An 18,254-nucleotide genomic window follows, 5' to 3' on the forward strand; every position below is an offset into this window, starting at 1 on the left:
GGTCAAACTGTAGACGCAGAGCAGTGGCGGAGCCACGGCAGCGACGGGGCCACGAATCAGACCAGAATCATGGAGTGTGGAAGTACCTTGGTCGGCTACTGCCGGGTCCGTTCGGAGTCCAGCGCTTCGATCCGTGGACAGTACACAACCCGTCCAGAGCTGTACGTTGCCCCGGGTTGTGTACTAACCCTAGAACACATTCTGAATGGCAATTCCGATGCTCCATTGCTCGCAGTCGCTCGGATAATATCGTGGTGACTTGCATTACGAAGGCCGGTACCAACGAGCACGCCTCGGCTCGAAGGCGCAGCTCGAGACGGGCACGCGCCCATCGGGATCCAGACTTCGTGTCCAACACGAACTCAACTCAGCGATACTTGGATCATGTCGACTCCCACCGCCATCTCCCCGATGAAGCTACTCGACGACCTGTACAACCGAGCGACGTCGACTGCGGATCAGGGCACGCAGTTCGAGCGCTTCACGTTGTCGTTCCTGCAGACCGATCCGCTGTGGTCGGCACAGTTCGCGAAAGTGTGGATGTGGGACCAGTGGCCGGAGAAGTGGGGCCACGACTCCGGGATCGACCTCGTCGCAGAGCGCCGCGATGGCGGGCTGACCGCGATCCAGTGCAAGTTCTACGCGCCCTCTCACCGGGTCTCCAAGGGCGACCTGGACAAGTTCCTCGCAGCCTCGGGGCGTGGCGGCTTCACGGAGCGTCTAGTGGTGTCTACGACCACGCACTGGGGTGCGACGGCGGAGGCGACGATCCGGGAGCAGTCCGTGCCTGTTCGCCGGCTCGGGCTGGAGGACTTCGAGCAGTCCCGGATCGACTGGGCCACGTTCAACCCTGCCACGCCCACGGTGCTGTCGCTGGCGGGCGCTTCGGATCTGCGGCCGTATCAGCGCACGGCGATTGAGAAGGTCGTCGAGGGGTTCGGTACGTCTGACCGTGGCCGGATGATCATGGCGTGTGGCACGGGCAAGACGTTTACCTCACTGCGTCTCACGGAGGAGTACGTGGGTGCTGGCGGCAGCGTGCTGTTCCTCGTGCCTTCGATTGCGCTGCTGTCGCAGGCGCTGCGGGAGTGGTCGAACAACACCACTCTCGGGATGACTGCCATGGCTGTCTGCTCCGATGCGAAGGCGTCGCGAGGCAGGAAAGCCTCTGAGGACTCTTCGGAGATCTCTGTCGTGGACCTGGCGCTACCGGCGACGACGGACCCTGCGCGACTGGCGCAGCGGATGAAGGAAGCACGTGTCAACGGCGACGGCATGCGTGTCGTGTTCGCGACCTATCAGTCGATCGACGTGGTCTCCCACGCTCAGAAGATGGCCGGCCTGGAGCCGTTCGATCTGGTGGTGTGTGACGAGGCCCACCGCACCACGGGAGCGACGCTATCGGGCACCGAGGAGTCCGCGTTCGTCCGCGTCCACGACGGCGAGTATCTCAAGGCCGAGAAGCGGCTCTACATGACCGCCACGCCCCGCATTTACGATGATGCCTCCAAGGCGAAGGCCGGCAAGGCACAGGCAGTGCTCGCCTCGATGGACGACGAGGAGGTCTACGGTCCGGAGTTCTACCGGCTCGGGTTCGGCGAGGCCGTCGGCTTGGGGATGCTGACCGACTACAAGGTCCTGATCCTCACGGTGAACCAGGAGACCGTGAACGAAGCGATGCAGGACGCGTTCGCCGAGAACGGTGAACTCACCCTCGATGACGCGACTCGTCTGATCGGCTGCTGGAACGGTCTGGCCAAACGCGGCGACTCCGAGCACGCCTTCGGTCTGGACGCGCAGCCGATGCGGCGCGCAGTCGCGTTCGCACGGGACATTAAGTCCTCTAAGCGCGTCGCCTCACAGTTCACCGATGTCGTGTCCTCCTACGTCGCCAGCCACGAGGACGACGGGCCCGAGGATGTCCTCAACGTGGAGGCGCAGCATGTAGACGGGTCGATGAACTCGATGGAGCGCACCGAACTCCTGGACTGGCTGAAGCAGGACGCCGATGGCAACGCCTGCCGTGTCTTGTCCAACGCCCGCTGCCTCTCCGAGGGCGTGGACGTTCCCTCGCTGGACGCGGTCATGTTCTTGAACCCCCGCAAGTCCGTGGTCGATGTCGTGCAGTCCGTGGGCCGGGTGATGCGCCTGGCTCAGGGCAAGAAGTACGGCTACATCGTTCTTCCCGTAGTCGTGCCGGCCGGGGTGGAGCCGGAGAAGGCCCTGGATGACCACAAGAATTTCCAGGTGGTCTGGGATGTCCTGCAGGCTCTCCGTGCGCATGACGAGCGGTTCGACGCCATGGTCAACAAGGTGGAGCTGAACGAGAAACGCGACAACAAGATCGACGTCATCGGCGTCGGCTTCCCCAGCGATGACGACGGCGAAAGCAGTGCCGAGAGCAGCCGCGCATCTGCGCAGGGCAGCCTGGATCTCAAGCTGTCGCAGATGGAAGAGCTGCGCAACGCGATCTACGCACAGATGGTGAAGAAGGTCGGTTCCCGCACCTACTGGGACCAGTGGGCCAAGGATATCGCTGCCATCGCCAGTGCTCACATCATCCGGATCACGCGTCTCGTCGATGATCCCGACACCGCCGCCTCCCGGCAGTTCAGCGTATTCCTCGATGCCCTGCGGCGGAACCTCAACGAGTCCATCACCCGCGACGGTGCGATCGAGATGCTTGCACAGCACATGATCACCAAGCCCGTGTTCGACGCCCTCTTCGAGGGATACACGTTCACCGATGAAAACCCGGTCTCACAGGTCATGGAGCGCATGGTCGCCTCCCTCACCGCCATGCACGTCGACGCCGAAGCCGCCTCCCTAGAAGCCTTCTACGAGTCCGTCCGCATCCGGGCAGCGGGTATCGACAACGCGGAGGGTAAACAGAGGATCATCACCGAACTCTACGAGTCCTTCTTCAAGAACGCCTTTCCTTCCACGGCCGACGCCATGGGCGTGGTTTACACCCCCATCGAGATCGTTGACTTCATCCTCCGCTCCGTCAACGACGTCCTTCAGCAGGAGTTCGGGCGCTCCATCAGCGATGAAGGCGTACACGTCCTGGACCCCTTCACGGGCACCGGAACGTTCATCGTTCGGCTGCTGCAGTCCGGGCTCATCAAGCCCGAGGACATCGCTCGGAAGTACGCCAGCGAACTGCATGCCAACGAGATCCTATTGCTCGCTTACTACATCGCCGCGATCAACATCGAGACCACGTTCCACGACCTCCAAGCCGCAGCCGACCATGTGGAACTCACCGAGGAGGCCTACGAGCCGTTCGACGGCATCGTTCTGACCGACACGTTCCAGCTCACCGAGGATGGCGACCTCGCCGACGAGGTTGTGTTCCCCACCAACAACTCTCGCGCAGAGGCCCAGAAGGCTCTCGACATTCGCGTCATCGTCGGCAACCCGCCATACTCCGTCGGGCAGACCTCCGGCAACGATGACAACGCCAACGTCAAGTACCCGACCCTCGACGCCCGCGTGCGCGACACCTTCGCCGCTCGCACCGTGGCGACGAACAAGAACAGCCTCTACGACTCCTACATGCGCGCCATCCGCTGGGCCTCCGACAGAGTCGGCGACGAAGGCGTCATCGGGTTCGTCACGAACGGCGGCTGGATCGAAGGCAACACCGCCGCCGGCGTCCGGAAGACCCTCACCGACGAGTTCAGCAGCATCTACGTCTTCAACCTTCGCGGTAATCAACGCACCGCAGGCGAGACTTCCCGCAAGGAAGGGGGCAAGATCTTCGGCGCTGGCTCCCGTAACACCGTCGCGATCTTCCTTCTCGTCCGCACCAAACACCACACCGGCCCGGCGACCATCCACTACCGCGACATCGGCGATTACCTGACCGCCAACGACAAGCTCGCCATCGTCAACGACGCCACCCTCGACGCCGTCCCCTGGCGCCAGATCGAACCCAACGAGCACGGCGACTGGATCAACCAGCGAGACGAGAACTACCTGACCTACCCCATCCTCGGCGGCGACCCCGACGATGGGATCCGGGTATTCAAGGGTTACAGCGCAGGCCTCCAGACAAACCGGGATGCCTGGGTCTACAACCACTCCCGCGACGCGCTCGACGCCAACCTGTCACGGTTCATCGAGACCTACGACGCCGAGCGCGACCGCTTCGCCACACACGCCGAGAAGCACCGCATCACCAAGCCGAAGGGCGCCGACACCGTCGGTGTGGTCGCTACGGACGACGCCCTCATCAAGTGGACCAGCGGACTCCGTGATCGGCTCGCCAAGGATCGCCCGATCCAACGCACCGGATCCCAGATCATCGACAGCCTGTACCGCCCCTTCAACACCCAGCATGTCGACATCACCGATGGCCTCATCCACCGCCCAGCAGTCGCGCGCCGCTACTTCCCCACCCCGAAGCACGAGAACTACGGGTTCTACATGACTGGAGTGTCCTCACACCACGAGTTCTCCGTCCTCGGCACCCGTCAGGTCCCGGATCTACACGCTCTGGATACGGGCCAGTTCTTCCCGCGCTACTCCTGGGAGCCCCTACCTGACGGTGAGCTAGCCCTCGGACTCGACGGCGACATCGTGGAGGGATATCGCCGGATCGACAACATCACCGACGCGATCCACGGTCTCACTACCGAGCGCTACGGCAGCGACGTCACCAAGGACGACATTTTCTTCTTCGTCTATGGCCTGCTCCACTCCCCCGAGTACCGCGAGCGCTACGCCGGGGAGCTCAAGCAGATGCTGCCCCGTATACCTGACGTTCCCACGGGAAGGTTCCAAGAGTTCACGGCGGCTGGACGCGAGCTGTTCCACCTCCACGCAGACTACGAGGATGCCGAGCCCTACCCGCTAGAGGTTGTCGGCGGTGAGCAGCCTCCGATGGGTGGCGAGGAGGACTACTACCGCGTCCAGAAGATGCGTTTTCCCTCCGGGACGAGGGCCGCAGATGCGCCGGACTCCCTCGTGCTGAACCCGAACATCACGGTGAAGGGCATCCCGGAAGTCGCCTACCGCTACCAGCTCGGTTCACGCAGTGCGGTCGAGTGGATCATCCGCCAGTACCAAGTCACCAACGACAGGGCCTCCGGCATCGTCAACGACCCGAACCAGTGGGGCGTCGAGCACGGCAACCCTCGCTACATCCTCGACCTGTTGCAGAAGGTGATCACCGTGTCGGTTCGTACCGTCAAGATTGCCGACTCCCTGCCGCCGATCTCCGATACCGCAACCTGAACTCCCTCCGAAGGACTCCGATCTTGGCCACGTTCCAGACGCCCCTGTACACCGTCACCGAACTTCTGAAGCAAGCCGCTGAAGGACAGCTGCAGCTTCCTGACTTTCAGCGGGCGTACCGCTGGGACGACGACCGCATCAGATCGCTGCTCGTCACGATCCTTCGCGGACACCCAATGGGCGTGATCATGACCCTCGAGACTGGAGGTGAAAACATCCGGTTCAAGCCGCGGCCGATCACGGGCGCAAACGACGTGACCACCGATCCGAGCCTGCTGCTCCTCGACGGTCAACAGCGCATGACCTCAATGTTTCAGGCGCTCACCGGGGACGGGATCGTCGACACCGAGGACGCCCGCCACCATCGGATGCGCCGCCGTTACTTCGTCGACATCGAGAAGGCTCTTGGGGACTCGCGAGATCAGGACGAAGCGATTGTCTCCTATCCAGAATCCGGGATCATCACCGAGAACTTTGGGAAGGACATCATCGACGACGTCTCCACCACGGAGAAGCAGCAGCGCAAAGGCCTCATGCCGCTTAGCGTGCTCTTCGACCAGGCGGCGGCGATGCCCTGGCTCTTCGGTTACATGGACGTGCCCGGGCCGAACGGGGAGGGCCAGCGGACCGCTCTCATGCAGAGCTTCACAACGTCTGTCCTCTATCCGATGCAGCAATACCAGATCCCTGCGATCCAACTGACCAAGACCATTACCAAGGACGCAGTCGCCACCGTGTTCGAGAAGGTCAACACGGGTGGACTTCCCCTCGATACCTTTGAGCTGCTCACCGCGACCTTCGCCGGGGACAGCGCGTACTACGAGAGGACAGGCAAGGATTTCCGCCTGGGTGAGGACTGGCAGATCACCCAGGGAGTCATCGATTCGCACCGGGTACTGGCCGACCTCCGCAACACGGACGTGCTGATGGGCATCTCGGTTCTCGTCACCCTTGCGCGCAGGAACGAGGCGATCGCCTCCGGCGTGACCGGCAAGAAAGTTCCGGCCACCAGCGCGCGCCGCGAGGACATCCTCAACATGGATCTCGCCGACTACTTGCGCTTCGCGCCTCGGTTCCGTGAGGCGCTCCCGGCCGTCGCGCGGCACCTGCGGTCGCTGCACATCCACCGAAGTCGGGACGTTCCGTATCGCAGCCAACTCATCGCCCTGGCGATCTTCCACGTGCTGCTGGGGGAACGGGCCGAGGAGCACGCCGTGCGCGCCAAGATCAACCAGTGGTTCTGGTGCGGAGTGCTCGGCGAACAGTACGGTGCAACCATCGAGACGAAGATCGGTCGCGACGCCGAACAGGTGCCCGGATGGGCGACGGGAGGGTCGGTAGTTCCCGACACCGTCGCGCGGGCGACTTTCGCCGAATCCCGACTCGGTTCCCTGCGGAGCCGGTTGTCCGCGGCATACAAGGGCGTCTATGCCCTACTTATGGCGCAGGAACCCACCGCGAAGGACTGGATGCTAGACCGCACGCTAGATTTCATTGCCTACGACGAGTTGCAGGTCGATATCCACCATGTCTTCCCGCAGGCATGGTGCCGGAAGAACGGTATCGAAGATTGGCGGCGCGAGACCATCCTGAACAAGACGCCGCTCTCGAAGAGCACCAACATCAAGCTGAGTGGTGACTCGCCGTCTGTCTACATGAAGAGGCTCGATGCGAAGGGGCTCTCTCCGGACGAGGTCGATGCGCACATCCGCACGCACGCGATCGACCCTGCTCTCCTACGTTCAGGAGATTTCGACGCGTTCCTCGACGACCGTCGCGCACGGATGGTGGCGATTCTGGAGAAGGCGATGGGGAAGGCCGTGGCTCGTGACTGGGAAATTGACTCAGAGGACTCGGACCGTCCCGAGAACTTCGTCGACGACCCGGATGTCCGCGAGGAAGGCCTCGAGGAGAACTGAGGCTCAGTAGACGCCAAGCATCCGCAATCCGGAACAATCACGGGGCCACCGCGCGATACCACTATGCGGGACTGAACTCCCGCCGTCGTCGTGTCGACTCCGAGGTGCGCGGTCCCCGGGTGAAACTGGTGTCGTGACGACACAGACCTGCCACACCGAAGGCTGCGAGATCGAGGCGGCGTTCGGCACCCGCACGAAGCCGACGTGGTGCGAGACGCACATTGCCGAGATGTTCGCCGAACGCGGGCTGGATCTTCTCGAGACGTTCGCCAGACCGACTGATCACCTATTGACGCGGTGCCGCGACTGCGGATGCGAGACACACGTACGTTTCGAGTACGTGCTCGGTCTCGGCGATCGCCATGGCTGCGGCGCCTGCCGATTGCGGGACTCGGCCGAGGGTGCTCGGCGCGTGGCCGCCGGACAGTACGAGTTTCCGGATCTGACTCCCGTGGATCTGGACCTCGTGCGCTCCGGGGCGGACTCGAATGACTACGACTACCTGGGCCCGCTGACCGACCCTAGCCTGACCGGCGATCCGCATCATGTGCGTTGCCGGACGTGCAAGCGCCTGTCCGCCGAATGCGCCGGCGACATCGCGTCGGGATGCTCTTGCCGCGTGAACGCGAAGCGGGCGCAGCCGGTGAAAAGGCGCGAACGGAAGCTCCTGCGTGACTCTGAGGATCCCGCGACGGCTTGGTGGGCGCATCACCTGAACGACGCCGCCGACTGGGAGAGCGCGCCCCTGCGCGGAGCGAGGGTGATCTGGTGGAGGTGCCCGGAGGAGGGTCACAAGTTCGAGCGGAAGGTCAACGACATGACGGGCGGGCACCCTAACTGCCCGGCCTGCCGGGAACAGCGCAACGAGGAGCATCGCGCCCTGCGTCGTCGGTACGAAGGTGTGATGGTTTCCGAAGTGCCGGAGCTGATGGCGCTTTGGGATGACGAGGGGGATCCGGCGACGAGTCCCGTCGTTCGTAACGGTGATGAGTGGCCGTACATCTTCCCGTGCGGCCGCGGCCACCGGCGACCGCGTGGCGTTGTGGACGTGCTTGACGACTGGTGCACGTCCTGTCGCGCCATCGACTCACGGCTCGAAGGGCAAGCGCACCGCGAGCCCGGAACTCCGGCAGCGCCTCTCGATCCAGAGATTCGTGCCCAGTGGCACCAAGAAAACTCGGTGCCGATCGAGAAGGTCGGTGCGAACTCCCGGCGGATGATCCGGTGGCTGTGCCAGACCTGTGGTCACGACTGGATCCAGCAACCGCGCGAGCGCGAGAAGCGCTATCGGCTGTTGTGCCCAGAGTGCAACACGAAGCTCGGGTCGCTCGCGGCGTTCTACCCAGAGCTCGCCGATCAGTGGGCCGAGTCGAACCCCACGACCCCGTGGCACATCGTCCCGAATCAGAGGCTCGACTTCACCCCGACCTGGGTGTGCCCGGAAAACTCGGAGCATGTATGGCAGGCAACCAATGTCTCGCGTGTCTCGGGGTCGCAGTGCCCGCAGTGCCGCGTCCCCGGGAAGTCCCGCATCGAGCTCGAACTGTTCGCGGCGGTGCGCGAGCGCTTCTCGTCGGCCACCTCTGGGACCCCGATATCGAGCCCGGCCTTCTCCCGGCGTCGGTCTTGGCGACCGGACATCGTCGTCGAGCGGGACGGTGGCACCCCGCTCGTTGTCGAGTATGACGGGGCGTACTGGCACGCCAGCAAGGTCAACCTCGACCGCGAGAAGAGCCTCGATCTATTGGCCGCCGGCTACGCCGTTTGCCGCGTGCGCGAGGGCGAGCTGCCGAGCCTCGCCATCAACAATCCGCAGTACATGGAGCTGCGATCACATCCGACGGCGGTCGACGTGAACCGGCTCGCGACAGACTTCGTCGCGTGGGTTCTCGGTGGGTTCGCTCAGCTCGCGCCGGGGCGGCCGTCCACGGATGAGAGAAGGTAGGCGACCGCGGCGAGTGTCAGGTTCTTGATGTACTCCGCGAGCTCCGGGCTGACGTCCGTCGGTTCGAGGTGCCCATGTCCGTCCCCTCCATTGTTGCGCAATGGGGCCACCGCCGCCGCCGTCTTAACCACCTGGCCGCGTAGCCCCGCGATCGCCTTCGCGTTCGGGCTGTCAATCTCGTTTGCGTTCGTCGTCAGACCCGCAGCGCGCATCGCCTGCGTCACGATGCCCGGCATGTCGGCGGGGCGCGCCTCGGGTTCGTGTTCATGCAGCAGATGCTTCGCCGTTGCCTCGAGCAAATCCTTCGAGGTGCCGAGGATCGACCCGGGATCCAGGTCGCCCTTGCGGAGCTTGCCCTGAAGTCGGTCGACGGTCTCGCGGCCGCCAGCGGAGATCTCCGGGCCGGCGTAGCCCCGCTGGATCCGCCCGTCGGCATCGAGGATTGCACCAGCGCTGGCAAGGGCAGCGCGAAGCCTCTCGACCAGCTCGAGCCTTTCCTCTCCCGGGTGGGAGAACACGTCGTGGAATCGCATCTCGTCGATGACGTCCGCCACTAGCCACTTCACAGCGTCCTCGCCCTGTGCGTCAGCTTGTTCGAACGCCGCACGCAGGCGGCGCACTTTGCTCATCCGCTCCCCTTGCACGTCGATCTCGGGCACGTCGATATGCCTCCGCGCGAAGATGTCGTCGAGCCCGGCATGGCTGGGGTACATGGCTCGTTCCATGAGGCGCCGGAGCGCATGGGCGACCTCGTTGGTCCACGGCGGCGGCATCATCAGTAGATCCTCCCCTGCCCAAGCACCAAGGGCCATCGAGTCCGCCTATCGGATACCTGCACGCGATGAACCGCCCTGAGTACCTGCGGGGCGCGGGTAGCAGCCCCGACGACACGGGTGTAGTAGTGGCGTCACGACTAGGGCCGCAGGGGCGGGAGGTCGCTCTGCTCAGCCCGCCCGCTCTCCGTAAGGTCGATCAGGATTGCTGCACGGAGAGATCTCACGGTCCCACCGGATCGCGCAGCAGTCCGAAGGTGCAGTGAGCGTAGCCAGATCAAGCCGGAGCACCGACACTGGCGTTCCCCGGTCGCGAGTCTTGGCTTGTTGAGCTGGTGAACCGATGAGTGACTATTGCACGTTAGCTGCACGATGTATCGGCATCGCGCTTGCACCTGCGATAACACCGCTCACGAGCTGTACTACGACATCTGAGCTGACGGAGACATCTGAGCCCTCTGGGCTCTCGAGCTGACTCTCCCCGAGCCGTCAGCTCGATCAGCGGCCCCCGACCTGCATCCGTGCAGGGCGGGGGCCGCTTTCCGGACGGGCCACGGGGTGGCCGCGTCCGGGCGTCCCTCCCCCGCCTCGCCCGCTGCGTCGCCATCCGGGCGCCGTAGAGAACGGAACCCGCCCGATGTACATGACGAACGACGTGCTCGTGATCGGACTGGCGATGCACCTGGTGGTCGTCGCCGTCGTGGCGCCCGGTCTCCGTGCGCTGTCCGGGGCGCGCCGCTCGTGGGTGGTCAAGCCGCCCTACAACGCCTCACAGATCGCCTCCCGCAACACCTGGCCGTTCACGATGGCCGGGGTGGGCGGAGCACTGCTGATGTCCCTGCCGGCGACCGTGTTCGAGTTCTTCGGACGCGAGGATCTCCGGCAGCTGTGGTGGAACTTGCCGTTCATCTGGCTGGCCATGCTCGTGATCGCCGTGTCCTGCTTCTGGTGGCCCGCTCGCCTCGCGCCGCGCTGGTACCGGCGCTGGGCCGCCCGCGGCGGCACCCGCGACGTGATGCCCTGGACCGAGGAGGAGATCGCTGCGATCCGCGCCCGCCCCGAGGGTCGGCGCCGTCGCGGCCTCCTGCGGGATGTCCAGCGGTGCCGGGAGCTGACGGCCGCCCAGATCACGGAGCGAGCGGGCGGCCCGGTCCCCTGAATCGGCTGGGTCAGTCCAGCGCGGCCATCCCGCCCTTGGCGCGAAGCAACGACAGCAGCAGTTCCTGCGGACCCGACGACGCCTCCAGGGCGCACTCGTCGGGCTCGAAGGACCACGCGCTGCGCAGGGAGCGGAACACCTCGAACTCGGCGTCACCGGTGCGCAGCGGCACCACCTGGTAGCCGCCGGCCTCGGGCAGGTGGATGATGAACGCGCCCGTGAGGTCCGGCATCTCCCGCACGGTGCCGTCGTCATCCAGCAGCTGTTCGGCGCGGACCACGGCCACACCCTGGAGCGCATAGTCGCCGCGCACCTTCTTCGAGGTCTTGATGTCGGCGCTGAGCAGCGTGTTGCCGATACGGACGATCGCATCGGTGGTCCCGGCGTAGCCGACGGTATGGTTCACGACCGTCTGCTCGACCTCGACGAACTCGGGCTGGTAGTCCTCGAGGAACCGGCCGTAGCCGTCCAGGCGCACGTCGGCGCGGGTGATCAGCGCCTGCGGGTCCTTCTCGGCGGCGAAGGCTCCCTGCGAGGAGCGCATGTGGTCGGCGAGCTCGCCGATCTGGGCGGCGGTGGGGCGCGCCCCGCTGGTGCCCCACAGCTCACAGGCAGAATGGACCAGGGTGCCGAAATCCGCCGCGGTGCGCGTGTACTCGGTGGCGGCCGCGGCGATGCGCTTCTGGGTGCCCCACTTGTCGCGGGCGACACGGGCGATCTCCGCCGCGGCCCGGCCCGGATTGCGGTCCAGCCACGCGTACATCTCCAGTGCTCGCTTGGAGGCCATGGTGGCGTACCAGCCCTGCAGGTGGTCCTTGGCGCGCATGCCCGCGACCGTGGTGATCGAGGGGTACAGCAGCGGTCCGTCGGGCTCGAGGCGGTACATGCGGCCACGCGGGGTGTCGGCGCTGAGAGTGGGGGTCGTCATGGTTCCTCGGGAGGACGCGATAGCACGCGGGTCGGTGACAGGGGGCGGAGTTCACGGTACGCCGACGGCGGCCTCCGGCCGTGGTGACAGCGCCGTACGCGCCGAGAATCACGCGGCGGCGGGTCACCCTTCGGGGCCGAAGATGAGTCGCTCGGCGATCAGCCGGGCCCGGCGGGTCAGCCGCAGGTACCGCTCCTCGAGCTCGGAGGCGGAGCCGTCCTCGCCATCGATGAGCTGGGCGAGGGCCCGCAGTTCGGTGCGGTCGGTGGGGAGCACGTCCCCCTCGCGGCCCTTCCACAGGAACAGGCAGCGGCGGACCTGCCAGGCCAACTTCCACGCCTCCGAGAGCTCCTCGGCTTCCCGGGCGGAGATCAGGTCGGCCCCAGCGGCGGCCTCGAGCTGGCCCAGCGTGCTGGTGGTGCGCAACCCGTCGACCTCGTGAGCGTGCTCCATGGCGAGGATCTGGGCGCTCCACTCGACGTCGGTCATCCCGCCGCGGCCGAGCTTGACCTGGCGGGAGGGATCGGCGTTGCGCGGCAGGCGCTCGGACTCCACGCGAGCCTTCATGCGGGTGATCTCCCGCCGCGCGCGCTCGTCGAGCCCGCTCGCCGGGTAGCGGTGCCGGTCCATCTCCTCCCGCAGCTGCGCCGCGACGGCCTCCGAGGCCACCACGGGCCGGGCGCGCAGCAGCGCCTGCTTCTCCCATGTCTGCGCGTCCCGCCGGTAGTACTCGATCCATGCCTCGACGCTGCGGGCGAGCATGCCGTTCTTCCCCTCGGGGCGCAGGTCCGCGCTGACCTTCATGTCGGTGCCGGCGGCGGGGGCGTTGAGGATGCGCTGGACCTGGGTGGCCACAGCCACCCCGATCTCGCCGGCGGCGTGCCCGGCCCCGCGATCGATGAGGAGGAACTGGACGTCGGCGTCGGAGGCGTAGCCCATCTCGCGGGCACCGAAGCTGCCCATCGCCACGATCGCCATCTCCACCCCGAGGGCGCGCGCCGGGTCGGAGCGGCGCTCGCGCAGGCGTTTGGCGGTGTCGACATCGACCTCCTCGACGCTGTCGAGGGTCTCGGCGCCGGCGCCGACCACCTTGCGCTCGCGGGCGACGACATGGAAGGCGACCAGCAGCCCCGCCTCCAGCACCGCCTCGGCGAGGTCGGTGAGGGCGCGGGCGACCTCGGTCGCGGAGGAGAGACCGGTCAGGTGTGCCAGGGCGATCCGCAGCAGCTCCCGGTTGCGGGTGCGCCGCAGGACGTCGCGGGCCACCTCGACGGAGTCGACCCGGGAGATGACGGCGAGGAACTCCCGGCCCAGGACGTCGCGGGAGAGCGGGCGCAGATGCTCGTCGCGGGCGAGCCAGCGCACCGCCTCGGGGATCTGCACCAGCTGTTCGCCGACGAAGCGACTGCCGGAGAGCACCCGGGTCAGCCGTTTCGCGGCCAGGCCCGAGTCCCGCAGCAGGCCCAGGTACCAGTGGGCGGAGCCGATGGTGTCCGAGAGCCGGCGGAACGCGAGCAGGCCGAGGTCGGGATCGATGCCGTCGGCGAACCATTCGAGCATCGCGGGCAGCAGCTGGCGCTGGATCTTCGCGCGCCGGGAGATGCCCTCGGTCAGGGCGGTGATGTGGGTCAGGGCGCGGGCCCCGTCGCGGTAGCCGATCGCTGCCAGGCGGGCCGTGGCCGACTCCGGGCTCAGCCGGATCTCGCCGTCGCTGAGCGTGGAGGCCGTCTCCAGCAGGGGGCGGTAGTAGATCTCCTCGTGCAGCTGGCGCACGCGGCGGCGGGTGCGGTTGTACTTCTGGTCGAACTGGTCCGGCGTCAGGCCCAGGGTGCGTGCCAGGCGTCGCAGGTCGGCCGGGGAGGTGGGCAGCACCTGGGTGCGGCGCAGTCGGTGCAGTTGCATGCGGTGCTCGACGCAGCGCAGGAACCGGTAGGCGGCGTCCATCTCGGCGACGTGGTTGCGGGAGATGTAGCCGCCCTCGCCCAGCCGGGCGAGCGACTGGAGCGTGGAGCGCGCATGCAGACCCAGATCGGTGCGGCCGTGGACCATCTGCAGCATCTGCACGGTGAACTCCACGTCCCGCAGGCCGCCGGGGCCGAGTTTGATGTTGCGGTCGGCCTCGCCGTGCGGGATGTGGGCGATGACCCGGCGGCGCATCGCGCGGGAGTCCTCGACGAACCCCTCGCGGGTGGAGGCCTTCCACACCCAGGGCTCGACCATCTCCTCGAACTCCCGGCCCAGCTCGAGGTCGCCGGCGGCGGCGCGCGACTTCAGGAGGGCCTGGAACTCCCAGGAGTGGGCCCACTGGGTGTAGTAGTGGCGGTACGAGTCCAGGGTCCGCACCAGCGGACCGTCCTTGCCCTCGGGCCGGAGGTTCGCATCGACCTGCCACAGGGACCCCTCGGCCGTGCGGTCCGAGCACACGCGAGCCAGCTCCCGGGCGAGGGCGGAGCCGATCACCACCAGCTCCTCCTCGGCGGCATCGTCGACGGGGGCGACCACGTGCATCACGTCGACGTCGGAGATGAAGTTCAGCTCGCGCGCTCCGGTCTTGCCGAGCGCGATCACGGACCAGCGGACCTTCTCGTGGTCCTCGACGGTCGCCCGGGCGATCGCGGCGGCCGCATCCAGGGCGGCGTCTGCCAGGTCGCTGAGGGCGGTTGAGACCCGCGGCTGGAGAGCTTCGGGGGACGCGGCGAGGACATCGGCGGCGGCGATCTGGATCAGTCGTTCGTGGTAGGCGACCCGCAGGTCGTCGCGGGCCTCCCGCCCGGACTCGGCGGCGACGGGCACGGGGGCCGACGGGTCGGCGCCGACCGCCCGCAGCAGCCGCTCGCGCACGGCGGCGGCCGGCGTGGCCAGCTCGTCATCGCCCTCGCGCAGCGCCTCCAGCAGCTCCGGGTGCCGGGTGAGGACGTCGCCGAGCGCGACGGACGTGCCCAGCAGCCGGATCAGCCGGTCGCCGGCGCTGCCGGGCGTCCCGATGCCGGCGAGGAACTCGTCCTTCAGCGCTTTGCGTCCGCAGCCCTCGGCGGCTTCGGCCAGGCGGAGCAGACCGATCACCGCATCATCGCCGTCGGCCGTGGCACCGATGCGGGCCACGGCTCCCTGGGGCAGCCCGGCCAGGGCCGGGTCGGCGAGGAAGCGACTGACGCGGTCGGTCCGGGTGAAGCCGAGGCGGGCGAGGCCGCCGGCACCGGTCGCGGGCTGGGAGGTCATCGGCCGGCGCACCTCAGACCCGGCCGAACGTGGAGGCCAGCTCGTAGTCGGTCACCTGCTCGCGATAGCGCTGCCACTCCTGTTTCTTGTCGCGCAGGAAGAACTCGAAGACCTGCTCGCCGAGGGTGCCGGCCATCAGCTCGGAGGATTCGAAGTTCTCCAGCGCCCGGAACAGGTCGGTGGGCAGCGGTTCGATCCCCATGGCGCGGCGCTCGCGCTCGGTGAGGTCCCACACCGCGTCCTCGGCGCCCTCGGGCAGCTCGTACTCCCCCTCGATGCCGGCCATGCCCGCCGCCAGCAGGGCTGCGAAGGCCAGGTACGGGTTCGCCGCGGAGTCCAGCCCCCGGAACTCGACGCGCGAGCTGGTGCCCTTGGTGGGCTTGTGGAAGGGCACCCGCACCAGCGCGGAACGGTTGTTGTGCCCCCAGCAGATGTAGCTCGGCGCTTCCTGCGCGCCCCACAGGCGCTTGTAGGAGTTGACCCACTGGTTCGTCACGGCGCTGTACTCCGGGGCGTGCTGCAGCAGGCCCGCGATGAACTGGCGGCCGGTGCGGGAGAGGCCGTACTCGGCGCCGGGCTCGTGGAAGGCGTTCTTGCCGCCCTGGAACAGCGAGAGGTGGGTGTGCATCCCGGAGCCGGGCTGGTCGATCATCGGCTTGGGCATGAAGGTGGCCACCTGCCCCATCGACAGGGCCACCTCCTTGACCACGGTGCGCAGGGTGACGATGTTGTCCGCTGTGGTCAGCGCGTCGGCGTAGCGCAGGTCGATCTCGTTCTGGCCGGGCCCGTTCTCGTGGTGGGAGAACTCGACCTGGATGTTCATCGCCTCCAGGTGCTCGATCGCGGTGCGACGGAAGTCCTGGCCCTGGCCGCGGTGGACGTGGTCGAAGTAGCCGGCGTTGTCGATCGGGACCAGCCGGTCGCCCTGGGTGTAGGGCTTCTCGAACAGGTAGAACTCGATCTCGGGGTGGGCGAAGAGCTCCAGGCCCTTCTCCTCGGCGCGGGCGAGGATGTCGCGCAGCACGCGGCGCGGGTCGGCGGCGGCGGGTTCACCGTCGGGGGTGAGGACGTCGCACATCATGCGTCCGGTCGCATTGGTCTCGCCGCGCCAGGCCAGCAGCTCGAAGGTGCCCGGATCCGGGCGCAGGATCATGTCTGATTCGTAGCTGCGGGTCAGGCCCTCGATGGTGGAGCCGTCGATCCCGATGCCCTCGGTGAAGGCCGTCTCGAGGTCCGACGGAGAGATCGCGATGGACTTCAGCGTCCCGGCGATGTCGCAGAACCACAGACGGATGAACCGCACGTCGCGGTCGGAGACGGTCCGGATGACGTCATCGTGGAGATGTTCCATACAACCAGTCTGCCGCACGGGCAGCGGGCAACGGGTAACGGGCCGCGGGCGGCCGCGGCCCGATCCCGGTCAGAGCGCCTTGATGTACCAGCTGCCGTCGTCCCCCCGCGCCATCGGCACCTCGGTGTCGATCCCGGGCACGCTGATCGCGATCGTCCCGTCGTCCCGGGGGTCGGCCTCGAGCATGTCCTCGGTGACCATCGCGGCCGCCTGCGGCGACAGGGCCTGGTACTGGTCGCTGTCGGTGATCGTCTCGACGCAGGCGGTGGCGGAGGCCCCCTCGACCGGCTGATCGGTGGCCGGGTCCAGGACGAAGCCGCAGGCCGCTTCGGCGTCCTTGTCCCCCAGGGCCTGGATGAAGCCGATCATCTGCTCCTTCGCCGCCGAGACGTCCTGCTCGCCGACTTCGCCCGCGTTCTCGCCGCTGCCGGCGTCCGAGGCTGCCTCGCCGCCACCGTCGCTCGGACCGGTGTCCTCGCGGGTGGCCTCCGGGTCGCTCTCCTGCGACGCGGTCTCCTGGCCGCCCGTCTCCCCCTCGTCGCCGCCGGTGCACGCCCCCGCCCCCGCCGCGATGGCGAGGACGCCCAGACCTGCAGCCGCGCGGCGGACCGTCGTGCGCATGATCGAACTCATCATCCATCCTCCCTCTCGGCGCCGGCGCGGATGCCGACGGGCCACAAGGCTCCCATATGGCCGCCCCACGAGGCCTGGCGCACCGTGCCCGGAATCGATCGGGCTCGCCGGCTCGGCGGGCACGCGGAACTAGACTGCCGGGTACGGACCTGCCGCAGCTGCCGGTGGTCCGGGCCGTGGGGCGCGATCGAGGAGTCCCACGACCCTCGTCGTCCATGCGCCTCCAGGAGCACATCGTGAGCACCCCCTCCGGCACCGGATCCGCCGGTCCCGCCAAGGTCCGCATCCGTCATCTGCAGGACGCCAAGGAGCGCGGCCGGCCGTTCTCGATGCTCACCGCCTACGATCAGTTCTCCGCCCAGGCCTTCGAGGCGGCCGGGATCGACGTGCTGCTGGTGGGCGACTCCGTCGGCACCACCGTGCTCGGCCACGACTCGACCACCGCCACCACCCATCAGGACATGCTCACCTTCACCGGTGCCGTCGCCCGCAGCGTCCACCGCCCGCTGATCGTGGCGGACCTCGCCTTCGGCACCTACGAGACGGGCCCGGCCGACGCGGTCCGTCACGGTGTCGAGCTGATCCGGGCCGGCGCGGAGATGATCAAGCTCGAGGGCGGCCACGCCATCGTCCCCCAGATCCAGGCGCTGACGCAGGCCGGCATCCCCGTGATGGGGCACCTCGGTTTCACCCCGCAATCGGTGAACTCGCTGTCGGGCCACCGGGTCCAGGGCCGGGACGCCGCGGCAGCCGATCAGCTCGCCGAGGACGCGGTCGCGCTGCAGGAGGCCGGGGCCTCCGCGATCGTGCTCGAACTCGTCCCGGCGCAGGTCGCCGCACGCATCACCGAGGTGGTGCATGTGCCGACCGTCGGTATCGGTGCCGGCCCCTCCTGCGACGGGCAGGTGCTGGTGTGGCAGGACATGGCGGGCATGTCCGGTTTCCACGGCAAGTTCGTCAAGGCTTTCGGAGATCTGCGCGCCGATCTCCAGCGCGCGGCCGCGCAGTACCGCGACGAGGTGACCGAGCGGTCCTACCCCGGCCCGGAGCACTCCTTCGACTGACCTCAGCCGGCCGAGCGATGAG

10 protein-coding genes are annotated in these 18,254 nt (G+C 67.3%); 5 read left to right on the forward strand and 5 right to left on the reverse strand.

The features are described 5' to 3' along the window. Positions 1-384: 384 nt before the first annotated feature. The 3 genes from ACFQS2_RS12690 to ACFQS2_RS12700 all read left to right on the forward strand — a co-directional run bounded on the left by ACFQS2_RS12690 (position 385) and on the right by ACFQS2_RS12700 (position 9,105). Positions 385-5,241 (forward strand): DEAD/DEAH box helicase, encoded by a 4,857-nt coding sequence (locus ACFQS2_RS12690; protein ID WP_377793961.1) that lies wholly within the window; start codon positions 385-387, stop codon positions 5,239-5,241. Positions 5,242-5,264: 23 nt separating this feature from the next. Continuing rightward, positions 5,265-7,160 (forward strand): DUF262 domain-containing protein, encoded by a 1,896-nt coding sequence (locus tag ACFQS2_RS12695; RefSeq protein ID WP_377793962.1) that lies wholly within the window; start codon positions 5,265-5,267, stop codon positions 7,158-7,160. A gap of 133 nt (positions 7,161-7,293) precedes the next feature. Then, complete coding sequence (locus ACFQS2_RS12700; RefSeq protein ID WP_377793963.1) at positions 7,294-9,105, forward strand: zinc-ribbon domain-containing protein; 1,812 nt, start codon at positions 7,294-7,296, stop codon at positions 9,103-9,105. On the opposite strand, the gene ACFQS2_RS12705 is transcribed toward ACFQS2_RS12700, so the two are convergent. After that, positions 9,063-9,881 (reverse strand): abortive infection family protein, encoded by an 819-nt coding sequence (locus tag ACFQS2_RS12705; RefSeq protein WP_377793964.1) that lies wholly within the window; start codon positions 9,879-9,881, stop codon positions 9,063-9,065. The genes ACFQS2_RS12700 and ACFQS2_RS12705 overlap by 43 nt on opposite strands. 634 nt (positions 9,882-10,515) lie before the next feature. Here ACFQS2_RS12705 and ACFQS2_RS12710 point away from each other — a divergent pair. Continuing rightward, positions 10,516-11,037, forward strand: coding sequence for a hypothetical protein (locus ACFQS2_RS12710; RefSeq protein WP_377793965.1), 522 nt, complete (start codon positions 10,516-10,518; stop codon positions 11,035-11,037). Between the two features lie 10 nt (positions 11,038-11,047). Here ACFQS2_RS12710 and ACFQS2_RS12715 read toward each other — a convergent pair whose 3' ends face one another. The 4 genes from ACFQS2_RS12715 to ACFQS2_RS12730 form a co-directional block, all read right to left on the reverse strand. Continuing rightward, complete coding sequence (locus tag ACFQS2_RS12715; RefSeq protein WP_377793966.1) at positions 11,048-11,965, reverse strand: hypothetical protein; 918 nt, start codon at positions 11,963-11,965, stop codon at positions 11,048-11,050. 123 nt (positions 11,966-12,088) lie between these two features. Continuing rightward, positions 12,089-15,184: a bifunctional [glutamine synthetase] adenylyltransferase/[glutamine synthetase]-adenylyl-L-tyrosine phosphorylase gene (locus ACFQS2_RS12720; RefSeq protein ID WP_377793967.1), complete on the reverse strand. Its 3,096-nt coding sequence runs from the start codon at positions 15,182-15,184 to the stop codon at positions 12,089-12,091. A 13-nt stretch (positions 15,185-15,197) separates the two neighbouring features. After that, entirely contained in the window at positions 15,198-16,535 is a 1,338-nt protein-coding gene (locus ACFQS2_RS12725; RefSeq protein WP_377793968.1) for a glutamine synthetase family protein, read from the reverse strand. A 69-nt stretch (positions 16,536-16,604) separates the two neighbouring features. After that, positions 16,605-17,168 carry a hypothetical protein gene (locus tag ACFQS2_RS12730; RefSeq protein ID WP_377793969.1) on the reverse strand — a complete coding sequence of 188 codons (564 nt, stop codon included), beginning with the start codon at positions 17,166-17,168 and terminating at the stop codon, positions 16,605-16,607. Positions 17,169-17,383: 215 nt separating this feature from the next. On the opposite strand from ACFQS2_RS12730, the gene panB reads away from it, so the two are divergent. Beyond that, complete coding sequence (gene panB / locus ACFQS2_RS12735; protein ID WP_377793970.1) at positions 17,384-18,232, forward strand: 3-methyl-2-oxobutanoate hydroxymethyltransferase; 849 nt, start codon at positions 17,384-17,386, stop codon at positions 18,230-18,232. Positions 18,233-18,254 lie beyond the last annotated feature (22 nt).

The organism is Brachybacterium sp. GCM10030267 (assembly GCF_042666875.1).
Lineage (GTDB): Bacteria > Actinomycetota > Actinomycetes > Actinomycetales > Dermabacteraceae > Brachybacterium.